The organism is Streptomyces sp. NPDC032822 (assembly GCF_055578825.1).
On the sequence record NZ_JBVIOL010000002.1, the window covers coordinates 580,943 to 596,470 of the forward strand.

At 70.3% G+C, this 15,528-nt stretch carries 13 protein-coding genes; 10 read left to right on the forward strand and 3 right to left on the reverse strand.

Annotated features, from left to right (window positions below):
- Positions 1 to 69 precede the first annotated feature (69 nt).
- Genes ACZ5VD_RS08260 through ACZ5VD_RS08275 form a run of 4 tightly spaced genes read left to right on the forward strand, consistent with a single transcriptional unit; the run spans position 70 to position 3,414 of the window.
- Positions 70 to 1,041 (forward strand): ABC transporter substrate-binding protein, encoded by a 972-nt coding sequence (locus ACZ5VD_RS08260; protein WP_468681487.1) that lies wholly within the window; start codon positions 70 to 72, stop codon positions 1,039 to 1,041.
- Positions 1,038 to 1,811, forward strand: coding sequence for an ABC transporter permease (locus ACZ5VD_RS08265; protein WP_468681490.1), 774 nt, complete (start codon positions 1,038 to 1,040; stop codon positions 1,809 to 1,811). Before ACZ5VD_RS08260 ends, ACZ5VD_RS08265 begins: the two co-directional genes overlap by 4 nt.
- Positions 1,808 to 2,587, forward strand: a complete 780-nt coding sequence (locus tag ACZ5VD_RS08270; RefSeq protein ID WP_468551315.1) for an ABC transporter permease — start codon at positions 1,808 to 1,810, stop codon at positions 2,585 to 2,587. The genes ACZ5VD_RS08265 and ACZ5VD_RS08270 overlap by 4 nt, the downstream gene beginning before the upstream one ends.
- A 20-nt stretch (positions 2,588 to 2,607) precedes the next feature.
- Positions 2,608 to 3,414 (forward strand): ABC transporter ATP-binding protein, encoded by an 807-nt coding sequence (locus tag ACZ5VD_RS08275; RefSeq protein ID WP_468681493.1) that lies wholly within the window; start codon positions 2,608 to 2,610, stop codon positions 3,412 to 3,414.
- Positions 3,415 to 3,469: 55 nt separating this feature from the next.
- Here the strand turns inward: ACZ5VD_RS08275 and ACZ5VD_RS08280 are convergent, their stop codons facing one another.
- The 3 genes from ACZ5VD_RS08280 to ACZ5VD_RS08290 all read right to left on the reverse strand — a co-directional run bounded on the left by ACZ5VD_RS08280 (position 3,470) and on the right by ACZ5VD_RS08290 (position 7,895).
- Positions 3,470 to 4,159: a GntR family transcriptional regulator gene (locus ACZ5VD_RS08280; protein WP_468551313.1), complete on the reverse strand. Its 690-nt coding sequence runs from the start codon at positions 4,157 to 4,159 to the stop codon at positions 3,470 to 3,472.
- A 201-nt stretch (positions 4,160 to 4,360) separates the two neighbouring features.
- Entirely contained in the window at positions 4,361 to 5,362 is a 1,002-nt protein-coding gene (locus ACZ5VD_RS08285) for a proline racemase family protein (protein WP_468681495.1), read from the reverse strand.
- A gap of 205 nt (positions 5,363 to 5,567) precedes the next feature.
- Positions 5,568 to 7,895 (reverse strand): hypothetical protein, encoded by a 2,328-nt coding sequence (locus tag ACZ5VD_RS08290; RefSeq protein ID WP_468681497.1) that lies wholly within the window; start codon positions 7,893 to 7,895, stop codon positions 5,568 to 5,570.
- Positions 7,896 to 8,065: 170 nt separating this feature from the next.
- Here ACZ5VD_RS08290 and ACZ5VD_RS08295 point away from each other — a divergent pair, with 170 nt between their 5' ends.
- The 6 genes from ACZ5VD_RS08295 to ACZ5VD_RS08320 are packed head-to-tail and all read left to right on the forward strand — an operon-like array spanning position 8,066 to position 15,500.
- A complete protein-coding gene (locus ACZ5VD_RS08295) occupies positions 8,066 to 9,115 on the forward strand; it encodes a LacI family DNA-binding transcriptional regulator (protein WP_468551310.1) in 1,050 nt (349 codons plus the stop codon).
- Positions 9,112 to 10,707, forward strand: a complete 1,596-nt coding sequence (locus ACZ5VD_RS08300; protein ID WP_468681499.1) for an FAD-dependent oxidoreductase — start codon at positions 9,112 to 9,114, stop codon at positions 10,705 to 10,707. Before ACZ5VD_RS08295 ends, ACZ5VD_RS08300 begins: the two co-directional genes overlap by 4 nt.
- Positions 10,708 to 10,746: 39 nt before the next feature.
- Positions 10,747 to 12,009, forward strand: a complete 1,263-nt coding sequence (locus ACZ5VD_RS08305; protein WP_468681500.1) for an ABC transporter substrate-binding protein — start codon at positions 10,747 to 10,749, stop codon at positions 12,007 to 12,009.
- Positions 12,006 to 12,977, forward strand: a complete 972-nt coding sequence (locus tag ACZ5VD_RS08310; protein ID WP_468681503.1) for a carbohydrate ABC transporter permease — start codon at positions 12,006 to 12,008, stop codon at positions 12,975 to 12,977. Before ACZ5VD_RS08305 ends, ACZ5VD_RS08310 begins: the two co-directional genes overlap by 4 nt.
- Positions 12,967 to 13,821, forward strand: a complete 855-nt coding sequence (locus tag ACZ5VD_RS08315; RefSeq protein WP_468551306.1) for a carbohydrate ABC transporter permease — start codon at positions 12,967 to 12,969, stop codon at positions 13,819 to 13,821. The genes ACZ5VD_RS08310 and ACZ5VD_RS08315 overlap by 11 nt, the downstream gene beginning before the upstream one ends.
- A gap of 47 nt (positions 13,822 to 13,868) precedes the next feature.
- Entirely contained in the window at positions 13,869 to 15,500 is a 1,632-nt protein-coding gene (locus ACZ5VD_RS08320; RefSeq protein ID WP_468681505.1) for a glycoside hydrolase family 13 protein, read from the forward strand.
- Positions 15,501 to 15,528 lie beyond the last annotated feature (28 nt).

Genomic DNA, 15,528 nt, shown 5'->3' on the forward strand with positions numbered 1-15,528 from the left:
TCGCGCTGAGCACCACTGTGCGGTCTGCGCACACCCTGTCGGAACAATGAAGTCTGCACAGGAGGAGCCATGCGTCGTCCATTCGCCGTTCTCGCGGCCGGAGCCTGCCTGGTCGCCGCGTCGGCCTGTGGTTCGTCCGGCGACGACGGGACGTCGGACAAGGGAGCCTCGTCCGGCGGGACCACCACCGTCAAGGTGGGCATCATCCCGATCGTCGATGTCGCGCCCGTCTATCTCGGTCAGAAGAAGGGCTTCTACGAGAAGCACGGTCTGAAGCTGGAGATGACGACCGCCCAGGGCGGTGCGGCGATCGTGCCCGGAGTCACCAGCGGCCAGTTCCAGTTCGGGTTCTCCAACATGACGTCCCTGATGGTCGCGCAGTCCAACGGCGTCCCCATCAAGGCCATCGCCAACGGCATCGCCTCGACGGGCGTCGAGGGGAAGGACTTCGGCGCGGTCACGGTGAAGAAGGACAGCCCGATCAAGTCCGCGAAGGACCTGGAAGGCAAGAAGGTCGCCATCAACACGCTGAAGAACATCAACGAGAGCGCGGTGCGCGAGTCGGTGCGCAAGGCGGGCGGCGACCCGGACAAGGTGAAGTTCGTGGAACTGGCCTTCGACCAGATGCCGGCCGCCCTCGACGGCGGGCAGATCGACGCCGCCATGGTCGTCGAGCCGGCGCTCGCCACCGTCAAGAGCCAGGGCGGCACGGAGATCGCCTCGCCCCTGGTCGACGTGGCGCCGAACCTCACCGTCGCCATGTACTTCACCTCGTCGCAGTACCTCCAGAAGAACCCGGACCTGGTGAAGAGGTTCCAGGAGGCCACCGCCGAGTCCCTCGCCTACGCCGACGCCCACCCGGACGAGGTCCGCGAGATCGTCACCACGTACACGAAGATCCCGGCCGCGGTGCTGGCGAACGTGACCCTGCCGAAGTGGCCGGCCGCGGCCGACCGTGCCTCCATCGAGGCGCTGCAGAAGCTCGGCGAGGAGGACGGGCTCTTCAAGAAGACCCCCGACCTGGACGCGCTCCTGCCGTGAGGGGTGAGAACGCGGCCCTCGGCACCGCCGGGCTCGCGGCCTTCCTCGCCCTGGGCGAGGCGGTGCCGCGGCTCGGCCTCGTCAAGGAGGAGTACTTCCCGCCGACCAGCCGCATCGCGGGCGCCTTCGTCGACGAACTCGGCGACGGCGCCTTCTGGACCGCGCTCGGCGACACCCTCACCGGCTGGGCACTGGGTCTGGTGATCGCGGTGGCGGCGGGCGTCGTCGCCGGGGTGCTGATCTCCGTGGTCCCCTACCTGCGCGAGGCGACGGCCTCGACGATCGAGTTCCTGCGCCCCATCCCCTCCGTGGCGCTGATCCCCCTGGCGGTCCTCCTGTACGGCACCGAACTGCGCTCGGTGCTCCTGCTCGTCGTGTACGCCGCCTTCTGGCAGATCCTCATCCAGACCCTCTACGGCGTCCAGGACGTCGACCCGGTCGCCGAGGAGACGGCGAGGTCGTACGGTCTCGGCACCTGGGCGCGCGTCCGGCACGTGCTGTGGCCGACCGCGCTGCCGTACGTGATGACCGGCATCCGGCTGGCCGCGGCCGTCGCCCTGATCCTCGCCATCACCGCCGAACTCGTCATCGGGGCACCGGGGTTGGGTGCCCGGATCGCGGTCGCGCAGAACTCGCAGGCGGTCCCGGAGATGTACGCGCTGATCGTGGTCACCGGTGTGCTGGGGCTGCTCATCAACGTGGGCGCGCGTACCGTGGAGCGACGCGCCCTGGCCTGGCACCAGTCGGTGCGCGGGGAGGTGGCGGTGTGAGGCGCGTCCTGCTGAGGCTGCTGTTCGTGCTCGCCCTGCCCGTACTCCTCTTCGTGGGCTGGTGGTTCGCGTCCGACAACAGCACGAACGTGTTCTGGCCGCCCCTGCGCACGATCATGACGACATTCCCGGACGTGTGGACCGGAGACCGGCTCAAGGACGACGTCCTGCCCAGCCTGCTGCGGCTGACCGGCGGTTATCTGCTCGCGGCCGTCGTGGGCGTCACCGCCGGCACCGTCATCGGCTCCTACCGGCGGGTCCGCGCGGTCTGCGAACCGGTCCTGGAGTTCCTGCGGGCCGTCCCGCCGCCGGTGCTCGTGCCGGTCATCATGCTGTTCGCGGGCATCGACGACACGATGAAGGTCACCGTCATCGCCAGCGGCTGTGTGTGGCCGATCCTCCTCAACACGGTCGAGGGCGTCCGCGCGGTCGACCCGGTGATGGCCGAAACGGCACGCTCCTACGGCATCAAGGGGCCCTCGCGCCTCACGCACCTGGTGCTGCGCTCGGCGAGCCCGCAGATCTTCGCGGGACTGCGCCAGGCCCTGTCGATCGGCATCATCCTGATGGTCATCAGCGAGATGTTCGCCGCCAGCAACGGCATCGGCTTCACCGTCGTCCAGTTCCAGCGCAGTTTCGCGATCCCCGACATGTGGACCGGGATCCTCGTCCTCGGCCTGCTCGGTTTCCTGCTCTCCGTCGTCTTCCACCTGGTCGAACGGCGGGTCCTGGCCTGGTACCACGGCCTGCGCGCCGCCACCAGGCGGTCCTCGTGAGTCCCGTGAAAGGGCGGTCCATGCACGCACTCGTCGTATCCGGCCTCAAGAAGGTCTACGAGGGGTCCGGCCGCCGGGTCGAAGCGGTGCGCGACCTCACCTTCACCGTCGAGTCGGGCGAACTCGTCTGCCTCGTCGGCCCGTCGGGCTGCGGCAAGACGACCCTGCTGAAGTGCATGGGCGGACTGCTGACACCGACGGCCGGCGAAGTCCTCCTGGACGGCCGCAGGGTGAACGGCCCGCCGCCCGGGATGGCCTTCGTCTTCCAGGAGTACGGGCGCAGCCTGTTCCCCTGGATGCGGGTCGCCCAGAACGTCGAACTCCCCCTGAAACAGAAGGACCTGAGCAGGCCCCGACGCCGGGAGCTGGTCGACGACGCCCTCCGGTCGGTCGGCCTCGAAGACGCCGCCGGCGCCTACCCGTGGCAGCTGTCCGGCGGCATGCAGCAGCGGGTCGCCATCGCCCGCGCGCTGGCCTACGAGCCCCAGGTGCTGCTGATGGACGAGCCGTTCGCGGCGGTCGACGCCCAGACCCGCGCCGACCTGGAGGACCTGGTAAGGGGACTGTGGCGGGAGCGCGGGATCACCATCCTGTTCGTCACCCACGACATCGACGAGGCCGTGTACCTGGGCGAGCGGGTGGTCGTCCTGTCCGCCTCCCCCACCGTCGTGCAGGAGCAGCTCAAGGTCGATCTGCCCGCCGAACGCGACCAGTTGCACACCCGGGTCTCCCCGCGCTTCGCCGAGTTGCGGACCCATGTGTACGAGCAGATCCAGGCGGCGAAGCGCGGCGGGACCGACCCCGGCCGGAAGGAGGACGCGCGGTGAGCGCGGTCGGCTCGCCCGGGTGACGCGCGTGGGTGGCCCGCACGGAAGGGCAGGGCTACTTGGCGGCCCACAAACCTCGGACATGACCGATGTGACGGGTCATGACGGCGTGCACGGCCCGCTCGTCGCGGTCCAGCAGGGCGTCGAGGAGGTCGAGGTGCTCCTCCGCGGAGGCGAGCAGACGGCCCTCCCGCACCAGGGCGGTGAGCCCGTAGAGCCGGGACCGCTTGCGCAGGTCGCCGACGACCTCGACGAGGTGCGCGTTGCCCGCGAGGGCGAGCAGACCGAGATGGAAGCGGGTGTCGGCCTCGACATAGGCGATGAGGTCACCGGCCACCGCCGCGTGCACGATCTCCCGGGCGGCCGGGCGCAACGCCTCCAGGGAGACGGGGTCGGCGGTCCTGGCCAGCTCCACCACCGTCGGGATCTCGACGAGGGCACGGATGTGGGTGTACTCGTCGAGCTGCTTCTCGGAGACGGCGGTGACCCGGAAGCCCTTGTTGGGAACGGTGTCGACCAGGCCCTCCTTGGCCAGGTCCAGCATCGCCTCGCGCACCGGGGTCGCCGAGACGCCGAAGCGGGCGGCGAGCGTCGGCGCGGAGTACACCTCGCCGGGCAGCAGCTCGCCGGCGACGAGGGCGGCCCTGAGGGCGTCGGCGACCCTCTCCCGGTAGCTGCGCTTCTTGCCGCCGAGGGTGGGCAGAACCGGGCCGGCGGGAGGCGAGCTGCTGGTCCGGGTGGGCATGGAGGGTCTCCTCGGGGGCGGGGTGGGGCGGCGCGTCGGCAGGGGTGCGGGCGCTCCGCGGTGCGTGCCGGTGCAATGTCACGCAGCACCAGTATCCATGCGGCGGCCGATGCCGTCACAGTCCCGGGCCCGGCCCGGAGGGCGACCCGCTCACGCCCGGAAGGCGGTTCCCGCCCGGAAGTCCCGCTGCCCCGAGCCCCGCTAGAGGACGAACCCGGCCGGGAAGGGGTCGGTCGGGTCGAGCAGGTACTGGGCGGTGCCGGTGATCCATGCGCGTCCGGTGAAGCTGGGCAGGACGGCGGGGCGGCCCGCGACCTCGGTGGTGCCGAGGAGCCGGCCGGTGAAGTGCGTGCCGATGAACGACTCGTTCACGAACTCGGTGTTCAGGGGCAGTTCGCCCCGCGCGTGGAGTTGGGCCATCCGGGCGCTGGTACCCGTGCCGCAGGGCGAGCGGTCGAACCAGCCGGGGTGGATGGCCATCGCGTGCCGTGAGCGGCGGGCGGTGGCACCGGGGGCGACCAGATGAACGTGGTGACAGCCGTGGATGGACGGGTCCTCGGGGTGGACCGGCTCCTCCTCGGCGTTGATCACCTCCATCAGGGACAGCCCGGCCTTGAGGATGTCGTCCTTGCGGGAGCGGTCGAAGGGCAGCCCGAACTGCTCCAGCGGCAGGATGGCGTAGAAGTTGCCGCCGTATGCCATGTCGTATGTCACCGTGCGCCCGTCGGCGAGGGTGATCTTCCGGTCCAGGGCGACCGCGAAGGACGGGACGTTGCGGAGGGTGACGGCTCGGGCCGCGCCGTCCTCCACCGCCACCTCGGCGACAACCACTCCGGCCGGGGTGTCGAGCCGGATCGTGGTGACCGGCTCGACGACCTCGACCATTCCGGTCTCGACGAGGACGGTCGCCACGCCGATCGTGCCGTGCCCGCACATGGGCAGATAGCCGGAGACCTCGATGTAGACGACGCCCCAGTCGCAGTCGGGCCGGGTCGGCGGCTGGAGGATGGCGCCGCTCATCGCCGCGTGCCCACGCGGTTCGTTCATCAGGAACTGCTTGACGTCGTCCCGGTGCTCACGGAAGTACAGGCGCCGCTCGTTCATGGTCGCGCCGGGGATCGTGCCGATACCGCCGGTGATCACGCGGGTGGGCATGCCCTCGGTGTGCGAGTCGACGGCGTGCAGGACGAGTGCGCTGCGCATGACGCTCCTGATGGACGTGACCTTGCCTCCTCGCCGGAGGCCGAGGGTGTCCAGTCTCCTACGCCGCCGAAGGTGCGGTGGCCCGTTCGTCCTGTTCGCACGGCAGGCGCGTGACGGCCGCGGAGGGCGGCCACGTGCCGGGAACCGTCCGGGTCCCCGGCACGTGGCCGCCTCCTCGTCCGCGCGTCCTCACGACGGTGGCGCGTCAGCCCGCCAGCGTAGGGCCGCCGGCCGCGGCCACCGGCGTCAGGCCGTAGAAGACGCGGGGTGCCCCGTCGAGTGTGAGGGTCACCCGGCCCTGGGCCGGTGACAGCTGCCGGCCGCGGCCGATGGCGTCCAGCTCGCGTACGGCGTTGCCGGCGTCGACCGTGAGCAGGGTCTTGGTCGGCCACGGGTCGACCCAGACCTCGGGGGCGGGGAAGTGCCAGTCGGTGCGTTGGCCGGCGGTGTTCAACAGGTAGCCGTCGGCCCGGTTCCACAGGACGACCGCCGGACCGTCGGGGGTGTCGAACCACAGGCCGAACGTCTGCGGGTCGGCGAAGGTCAACCGGCCCTGGAAGGTGGCCTGATCGAGGACGCGGGCCGCGGTCGCGTACGCCAGGAGCGACGGCTTCGGGCTGAGGTCGCGATGCATCAGCCCGTAGTGGTATTCGACGTTGTCCGGGTCGGCGACCTGCGGCATCCCCAGCACGCTGTCGTGGAACTGGTACCAGCACACGCACGTGACGCCTTCGGCCTTCGCCAGGGCCAGGCTGAGCAGGACGTTCTCCGCGGCGTGCCGGTAGGTGTCGTGCCACCAGCTGTTCGGCCTGGTCGGCGCGTAGGCCTCGGTCAGCCAGATCTCCTTCTCGCCGTGCTGCGCCATCAGCGTCTTGAGTTGCTTCAGTCCGCCGTAGAAGTTCCAGTAGGTGCCCTCGGCGCCGGTGCTCCAGTCATCGCCCGGCGGTATGTGGTCCGGGGTGAAGTTGCCGCGGCCGGGGTGGTAGGCGAACGCGTCGATCAGATCCCAGCCGCCTGCGGCGATGAAGTTCTCCACCCACGGTCGATCCATCCCCGCGAGTCCGTTGTTCATCAGCTTGACGGTGGCGTCGGTCGCGGCCCGCCGGTCGAAGACCGGGCGCAGCGCCTTGTCCAGGTAGGCCTGGGCGGCCGTTCCGGTGTTGAACGGCCGGTTGAGTTCGTTGCCGACCTCGAAGTAGCCGGCCTCGGCGGCTTGCGCCACGGTCAGTTTGTCGGCCGCCCAGGCGGCGGCCTCGGTGTCGGTCGCTTCGAGTGAGGGTTGCAGTTCGATGTTGTGGCGGATGCCGCGTGCGTCGAACGCTGAGGGCGGCAGGCCCGGGCCGCCGTCGTAGGCGATGCGGACCAGTGAGATGCCGACCCGCTGCCAGAGGTCGAGTACGGCGTCGGCGCTCGGCCGTTGCAGCCACGGGTAGTTGGCGATCCCGAACATGCTGTCCGCACCGGCCTGGTAGGTGTACGGCGCCAGCGTGGCGAGGTTGGTCCGGGCGAAGGCCTCGTCGTCCGCGGACCGTACGACGACCTCGGCCAGCGCGATACCGGCGGCCGGCGCGGGCACGGTGAAGGTGTGCTGCCAGGTGCCCGCCGCGGCGATGCTGCCGGTCACGGTCGTGGCGGCCAGGTACGCGCCGTCGAAGTCGCGTACCGACAGCCGCAGTTCGGCCGAGCGCGCCGCTCCGCCGTTGGCGACCAGGGCGGTGAGCCGCATCGGCTCGCCGGGGACCTGGTAGAGGTTGAAGTCGCGGTCGGTGGACAGTTCCAGGCCGAGTTCGCGGCCGAGGCCGATGGTGGCCGTGGCCGAGGGCCTGGTCTCGGAGAAGAAGAAGTCGGCCCGGCTGGTCCACCCGCCGGCCGGGTCGGCCACCCCCGGTGCGTGGACCCAGGTCGCGTTCGTCCAGGCCTGACGTGACCGTTCCAGCAGGAACAGCCCGTGCCGGCTGCCCCAGGTCGAGGTGTGCGCGACGCCGACGGTGTCCTCGTACGGGATGCCGCCGCCGGTGTCGCGGACCCATTCGGTGATCGCGAGGTAGTCGTCGGGCGCGGTCGGTGCCTGGATCGCCCGGCTGAACAGGAAGCCGTCCGGCACCAGGGTGTCCGCGCCGGTGATCCGCCACTCCAGGCGGGCGTGCCCGGTGGTGACGCTGAACCAGCCGACGACGGTGGTCGGGCCGGCGGCCGCGTCGAAGGTGTAGTCCATCCGGATCGCCGGCGTTCCGTCCGGGAGGGCGGCCAGTGCCGGAGTGCCGCCGATGGACAGCTGGATGCCGGTGAGCTGGTCCTTGATCTGGAACTTCGACCCGGCGGAGCGGGTGACACCGGCCGCGTCACGTATGGCCAGCCGGCCGCCGACGCTCGCCAGCAGGCTGATCCCGCCGGCCGTCAGGGTGACGTCGCCGGCCGCCGCGTGGGCCGTCACGGCGGTGGGCTCGGCGATCAGTACGACACCGGCCGCGAGCGCCGCGCCGAGGAGACCGCGACGGCTGAGGCGGGGACCTTGAGCATGCGGGGTTGTCATCGTCTGCTCCTGTCTGGCCGCGCACGGTAGTGATAATGCCTATCTTCAACGCGGCGAGACGGACCATCTCAACCTGATGACCCGTCGGTCAAGGGGGGATTGCGTTCTTGTTTCCAGCGGCTTAAGGTCACGAATGTTCGTTGCAGATACGCATTATCAACGGAGGATCGATGCCACCGAAGCCGCGCCGGGTGACCCAGCGCGAGATCGCTGAGATCGCGGGCGTCAGCCAGACCACCGTCTCGGTGGTGCTGAACGACCGTGACGGCACGAACGTGCGTATCCCGGAGGAGACCCGGGCGCGGGTCAAGCGGGCACTTGAGGAGGCGACCTACGTCGCCGACCCGGCGGCCCGCCGACTGGCCGGTCTGGACAACCAGATCATCGGCGTCTTCACCTACGAGGAAGCCCTCTCGCCGGAGAGCATGGACTTCTACGGCCCGCTGCTGAACGGGATCGAGCGCGCGGCCGAGACGATCGGCTGGGACCTGCTGTTCTTCACGTCCTCGCCGGTCGAGAACGGCACCCGCAGCCTGTTCCACCGCAAGACCCGTCTACGGCTCACCGACGGCTGCATCCTGCTCGGTCAACAGATGGTCGGCTCCGAGCTGGAGCGGCTGGTCGCCGAGCAGTTCCCGTTCGTCGCGGTCGGCCGCAGGGACGAGACGGCCGCGGCCGTGCCGTACGTCGGCATCGACTACGTCACTCCGACGGTCGCCGTGATCGACCAGGCCGCGGGCAACGGACACCGCCAGGCCCTGTATGTGCACCGGGGCCGCGACACCGCCACCGCACGGGACCGGCGCGGTGCGGTCGAGGCCGCCTCGGCGGCGGGCCGTATGGCGTTCATGCTGGTCGGTGAGGAGCGCGTGGCCGACCTGCCGCGGCTGGCCCGGGCCACCGGCGCCACGCTGATCATCGCCGAGGACGCCTTCCTCACCGAGGACGTCATCCTCGCGCTCGCCGCCGCCGGGGTGGAGGTGCCGGGCGAGATCTCGGTCGCCGCGCTCGGCGAGGTGCGCGGTCATCGTGCCGACGGACGGGCGCTGACGGGCTTCCGGGTGCCACGCAAACAGGTCGCCGTCGAAGCGCTGGAGCTGCTGCAGCGGCTGATCGTCACCGACCCGCAGGAGTGGGCCGCTCTGGACGCCCAGCGGCTCCTGGTGGCCGAGGTCGAAGCGGGCGACACCATCGTCGCCCGGTCGGCGGGGCTCGCGTGAACGCCGTCGCCACGGAGGTGGCGATCATAGGCGGCGGTCTCGGCTCGGTGGCGGCGGCGCTCGCGCTGCTGGAACGCGGTCATCGGGTGGTGATGACCGAGGAGTACCCGTGGCTGGGTGGCCAGTTGACGTCTCAGGCGGTGCCGCCGGACGAGCACGTCTGGGTGGAGCAGTTCGGCGTCACCGCCCGCTACCGGACGCTGCGGGAGAACATCCGTCGCTACTACCGGGACCACTATCCGCTGTCGGCGGCGGCTCGCGCGGACCGTGAACTCAACCCGGGCCGCGGCCGGGTGAGCCGACTGTGCCACGAGCCGCGGGTGGCCCTCGCGGTGATCGACGCCCTCCTCGCGCCGTACCGGTCGAGCGGCCGGCTGACCGTGCTGCAGCCCGCGGTTCCCGTGGCGGCCGACGTCGTGGACGGGGTGGTCCGCACGGTGACGGTCGCGGACCCGCGGACCGGGGCGGAGAGCGTGATCACGGCGCGGTTCGTGCTGGACGGCACCGAGACCGGTGACCTGCTGCCGCTGACCGGCACCGAGTACGTCGTCGGTGCCGAGGCGCGGTCCGACACCGGTGAGCCGAGCGCCGCCGACGTCGCCGACCCGGCCAACGTGCAGTCGATCGCGTGGTGCTTCGTCTTCGATCACACGGCCGGGGACCACACCATCGCGCGGCCCGACGACTACGACGAGTGGCGCTCGTTCGAACTGCCCTTCTGGGGGGCGCCGATGCTGTCGTTCACGGCCCCCGATCCGCGCACCCTGGTGCCGGAGCAGCGCACCATGATCGTCAATCCGGAGCAGGACGTCTCCGGTGATCCGCGGTTCGACGCCGGCGACCGGGACCTGTGGCAGTTCCGGCGGATCGCCGCCCGGCAGACCTTCACCGACGGCTTGTACGACAGCGATGTCGTGCTGGCCAACTGGCCGCAACTGGACTACGTCGGCGGCTCGATCATCGACACCGACGAACGAGCGCGCCACCTGGCCGCGGCGAAGGCGCAGTCCAGGGCGTACGTCTACTGGCTGCAGACCGAGGCGCCGCGGCCCGACGGCGGCCGCGGGTGGCCGGGGCTGCGGCTGCGCGGGGACCTGGTGGGAACCACCGACGGCTTCGCGCAGGCGCCGTACATCCGGGAGTCCCGCCGGATCAGGGCGCTGACCACCGTCCGCGAGCAGGACATCTCGATCAAGGCCCGCGGGTACGGCGGTCCGGCCCGGTTCGACGCGTCCGTCGGGGTGGGCATGTACCGCATCGACCTGCACCCCTCGACCGGCGGCGACAACTACATCGACGTCGAGTCGGCGCCGTTCGAGATCCCGCTGGGCGCTCTGGTCCCGGTCCGCATCCAGAACCTGATCCCCGCCGCCAAGAACATCGGCACCACCCACATCACCAACGGCGCCTACCGGCTCCACCCGGTCGAATGGAACATCGGCGAGTCCGCGGGCGAACTCACCGCTCTCTGTCTCGACCGCGGGCTGAGCCCGCAGCAGGTCGCCGCCGAACCCGCACTCGTCGATCAGCTCCAGCGCCGCCTGGTCGAGGCCGGCGTCGAACTGCACTGGCCGGAGATCGTCGGCTACTGAGCCGGACCGGCCGGATCACACTTCGAAGGGAACCCACACATGACCAGAACCAGAAAGGCGCTGAGCGCTGTCGCCCTGACGACGGTGCTCGCACTCGGCGCGGGCTGTGCCGGCCCGGCGGCCGACACCTCGGACGAGGCGGCACAGCTGCGGATGACGGTCTGGACCTCGGACGAGGCTCAGCTGAAGCTGCTGAACAGCATCGGCGACGCCTATCGGGCAAGCCATCCCGACGTCACGAAGATCACTTTCGAGAGCCTGCCGTTCGCCGACTACAACACGACGCTCACCACGCAGATCGCCGGCGGCAACGCCCCGGACCTCGCCTGGATGGGCGACCTGTCGACCGATCTCATCGCCTCCGACGCGCTCGTCGGGCTGACCGACAAGCTCAAGGCCACCTCCGGCTGGAAGTACGGCGACCTGCTCGACAGCGTGACCGCGGAGTTCAGCCGCGAGGGCACCCTGTACGCCTACCCGTTCTCCAACTCGCCCTACGCCCTCTACGTGAACACCGACCTGCTCGCCGAGGCCGGCCAGAAGATCGACCCGGCCACCGCGACCTGGGACCAGGTCGCCTCCGCCGGAGCGGCCGTCCACGCCAAGACCGGCAAGGCCGGCTTCGTCGTCCGCGACTTCGACTACAAGGCGTGGAACATGCTGGCCACGGTGTGGACCGGCTGGGGCGCGGCAGCGTGGAGTCCGGACGGCAAGACCTGCACCTTCGCCAGTCCCGAGATGCAGAAGGCCTTCACCTTCCTGCACGACGCGGCGTTCAAGACCCAGGCGATGCCCGGCCCGGGCACCACCGCCGACTTCTTCGCGGGCGACGCCGCCTTCACGATCGCCCAGGTCTCCCGCGCCTCCCTGCTGACCGGCTCGTTCGACTTCGGTCTCTACCCGCTGCCCGAGGGCCCCCGCGGGAAGTACGCGGTCCTCGGCCAGGCCGGGGTGGGTGTACTGGCCTCCAGCAAGCACCCGGACCAGGCGGCGGACTTCCTCGCGTTCCTGACGAATCCGGCGAACGCCGCGAAGCTGGCCCAGTACTTCCCGCCGCCGCGGAAGTCGTTGCTCACCGGGGCCAAGCTCGCCGCGAACAACAAGGTCCTGGACGCCGCCCAGTTGCAGGACGCGGTGGTCGACCAGCTGCCGAAGGCCGTCACGCTGCCCAACCACGCCAGTCCGGCGGAGATCGCGCAGAAGGGCAAGACGGCGCTGGACGCGATGTGGCGTCCGAACGCCGACATCCCCGCCGTCCTGCGCTCGGTCTGCGCCGCGATCGAACCGATTCTGGCCAAGTGACCACGACCACGCAGGCCGCCGAGCGGACCGGCGGGCGGGCGGCCTCGCCCGCCGCCGCCAAGTCCGCACGGACGACCGGGCCGAGCTTCTGGACCACTCGTCGGCGAGACGTGCTGACCGGCTATCTGTTCATCCTGCCGCAGCTCGCCGGGGTGGCGGTGTTCGTCCTGCTGCCGGTGGGCATGGCGATCTGGTACAGCCTGAACGAGCGGAACATCTTCACCGGCAGGCAGAACTTCGTGGGCGGTGAGCACTACGCGGCCCTGGCCCACGATCCCCAGCTGCCCAAGGTGCTGCTGGCGACGCTGGTCTTCTCCGGCGGGGTGGTGGTCGTCAACATCACGCTCGGGCTGCTGATCGCCGTCCTGTTGAACCGGAAGTTCCGCGGAGTCACGGTGTTCCGGATGCTGTTCTTCTCCCCGGTGGTGGTCTCCGTCGTCGCCTGGACCCTGGTCTGGGGCTTCCTGCTCCAGGACAACGGAGGCATCAACAGCCTGCTGGACACGGTCGGTATCGACGGGCCGAACTGGCTGCAGCAGGGGGACACCGCGATGGTGTCGGTGATCCTCACCCAGGTGGTCCGCAGTGTCGGGGTCAACGTGGTGCTGTTCCTGGCCGCCCTGCAGGGCGTGCCGCGGGAGTTGTACGAGGCCGCCCGGATCGACGGCGCGAGCAGCCGCTCGGTCTTCACCCGGATCACCTTGCCGCTGATCTCGCCGACGGTGTTGCTGACCGTCATCGTCACGGTGGTCGGGGCGCTGCAGTCCTTCGCCCAGATCGCCGTACTGACCGGTGGCGGGCCGGGGTTGTCCACCACGGTCCTCGTCTACTACGTGTTCCAGCAGGCTTTCGAGTTCAACGACATCGGCTACGGCTCGACGCTGGCCCTGATGCTGCTGTCCTTCGTCATGCTGCTCACCTTGCTGCAATGGCAGCTGCGCCGTAAGTGGGTGTTCTATGAGGACTGACAGGCGCTCCGTGCGGAGCCGCAGGGGCCGGTCGGTACTGCTGGTGGTCGCTCTGTCCGTGCTGGCGATCCCGTTCGTGGTGCCGACGGTCTGGATGGTCGCGGCGTCGGTCAAACCACTGGCGGAGATCTTCCAGTCCCCGCCGTCGCTGTGGACCGACTCGCCCACCCTGTCCGCGTACACCGAGGCGTTCCGCTTTCAGCCCTTCGCCCGGCAGTACCTGAACAGTGTCTACATCGCCGTACTGGTCACGCTGATCACCCTGGCGGTGTCCGGTCTGGCCGGGTACGCGTTCGCCCGGATCCGGTTCCCCGGGGCGAACGCGCTGTTCATGGTGGTGCTGACCGGCATGCTGGTGCCGAGCGAGGTGACGATCGTGCCGCTGTTCCAGCTGTTTAAATCAGCCGGCCTGATCAACACGCACTGGCCGCTGATCCTGGTGACCTCGCTGGCCGGACCGTGTGTGCTGGCCACGTTCATCATGCGGCAGTTCTTCATCACGCTCCCGGTCGAACTGGAGGAGGCCGCCCGCCTCGACGGCCTGGGCCGGCCCGCGATCTGGTGGCGGATCTGCCTGCCGCTGGCCAGACCGGCGTTGTCGGCGGTGGCGATCCTGACCTTCCTCGCCTCCTGGAACCTCTATCTGGAACCCACGGTCTACCTCACCTCGCCCGAGATGTTCACGCTGCCCCAGGCGCTGACCCGCTTCACCGACGCCTACGGCGGCCAGATGTGGAACACCCAGCTCGCCGCCGCCACCATGACCGTCCTGCCGATGCTGATCGTCTTCGTCCTGGCCCAGCGCCACTTCGTCGAGGGGCTGTCCCACTCCGGCCTCAAGTGAGCGTCGAGCCGGGCCCTCTCCGACAGCCCAAGGAGTCACGCAACCACATGTCCACAACTGCCCCGTGGTGGCGCAGCGCCGTCATCTACCAGGTCTACATCCGCAGTTTCGCCGACGGGAACGGCGACGGTGTCGGTGACCTCGCCGGCCTCCGCTCCCGCCTGCCCTACCTCAAGTCGCTCGGTGTGGACGCCCTCTGGATCAACCCCTGGTACAAGTCACCGATGGCGGACGGCGGTTACGACGTCGCCGACTACCGCGAGATCGACCCGCTGTTCGGCACCGTCACCGAGGCCGAGCACCTCATCGAGGAGGCGCACCGGCACGGTCTGCGCATCATCCCGGACATCGTGCCCAACCACACCTCCGACCGGCACACCTGGTTCCGGGCCGCGCTCGCGGCCGGCCCCGGCAGTCCGGAACGGGAACGCTATGTCTTCCGTCCCGGCCGGGGCCCCGACGGCACCGAGCCCCCCAACAACTGGGTCTCCAATTTCGGCGGCCCGGCCTGGACCCGGCTCGACGACGGCGACTGGTATCTGCACCTGTTCGCCCCCGAGCAGCCCGACCTGAACTGGGAACACCCGGACGTACACGCGGAGTTCGAGTCGATCCTGCGCTTCTGGTTCGACCGGGGCGTGGACGGCTTCCGCATCGACGTCGCCCACGGCCTCGTCAAACACCCCGATCTCCCCGACCTCCCACCGCGCACCGACCCGACCGGGGAGGGGCACACCGACCATCCCCACTGGGACCGGGACAAGGTCCACGACATCTACCGCGCCTGGCGCCGCGTCGCCGACGAATACCCCGGCGACCGGACCTTCGTCGCCGAGGCCTGGGCGGACACCCCCGAACGTCTCGCCGCCTACGTCCGCGAGGACGGCCTGCACACCGCCTTCAACTTCGACTTCCTGATGGCCGGTTGGGACCCCGCGGAGCTGCGCAGGGTCATCGACGACTCGCTCGCCATGCTCGGCGCGGTGGGCGCACCGGCCACCTGGGTGCTCTCCAACCACGACGTCGTACGCCACCCCAGCCGCTACGGCCGCAAGGCCACCGGACGCTGGCCGGCCAACGAGCTCTACCGTCCGGAGGGCCCTCTCGACCTGGCACAGGGCACCCGCCGCGCCCGCGCCGCCCTCCTGCTGATGCTCGCCCTCCCCGGCGGCGCCTACATCTACCAGGGCGAAGAACTCGGCCTGCCCGAGGTCGAGGACCTCCCGGCCGCCGCCCTCCGGGACCCCATCTGGGAACGCTCCGCCCACACCCGACGCGGCCGGGACGGCTGCCGCGTCCCCCTCCCCTGGTCCGGGCCCGCCTCCCCGTTCGGCTTCAGCCCCGAGGACGCCCCCACCGCCCCATGGCTCCCCCAGCCCGCGGACTGGGCGGAGCGCAGTGTGCGGGCACAGACCGGCGACGACACATCGATGCTGGAGCTCTACCGCACGGCCCTGCGCCTGCGCCGCGAGCACCCCGCGCTCGGCGACTCCACGCTCGCCTGGCTCAACACCCCCGCGGGAGTCCTCGCCTTCAGCCGCTCCCCCGGCCTCGCCTGCGTGGTCAACCTCTCCGACGAGCCGTACCCGCTCCCCGCACACACCTCGGTCCTCCTCTCCAGCGAACCCGTCGAAGACGGCCTGCTGGAACCGGACCAGGCGGTGTGGCTGGCGGTGTGACCGTCGGCAGGCCCGAGCCCTCCGGCTT

Bases quoted from the DNA above. Each gene is read 5' to 3' on its own strand.
- ACZ5VD_RS08260 (WP_468681487.1), top strand. From the start codon at position 70: ATGCGTCGTCCATTCGCCGTTCTCGCGGCCGGAGCCTGCCTGGTCGCC.
- ACZ5VD_RS08275 (WP_468681493.1), top strand. From the start codon at position 2,608: ATGCACGCACTCGTCGTATCCGGCCTCAAGAAGGTCTACGAGGGGTCC.
- ACZ5VD_RS08280 (WP_468551313.1), bottom strand. From the start codon at position 4,159: ATGCCCACCCGGACCAGCAGCTCGCCTCCCGCCGGCCCGGTTCTGCCC.
- ACZ5VD_RS08285 (WP_468681495.1), bottom strand. From the start codon at position 5,362: ATGCGCAGCGCACTCGTCCTGCACGCCGTCGACTCGCACACCGAGGGC.
- ACZ5VD_RS08290 (WP_468681497.1), bottom strand. From the start codon at position 7,895: ATGACAACCCCGCATGCTCAAGGTCCCCGCCTCAGCCGTCGCGGTCTC.
- ACZ5VD_RS08295 (WP_468551310.1), top strand. From the start codon at position 8,066: ATGCCACCGAAGCCGCGCCGGGTGACCCAGCGCGAGATCGCTGAGATC.
- ACZ5VD_RS08305 (WP_468681500.1), top strand. From the start codon at position 10,747: ATGACCAGAACCAGAAAGGCGCTGAGCGCTGTCGCCCTGACGACGGTG.
- ACZ5VD_RS08315 (WP_468551306.1), top strand. From the start codon at position 12,967: ATGAGGACTGACAGGCGCTCCGTGCGGAGCCGCAGGGGCCGGTCGGTA.
- ACZ5VD_RS08320 (WP_468681505.1), top strand. From the start codon at position 13,869: ATGTCCACAACTGCCCCGTGGTGGCGCAGCGCCGTCATCTACCAGGTC.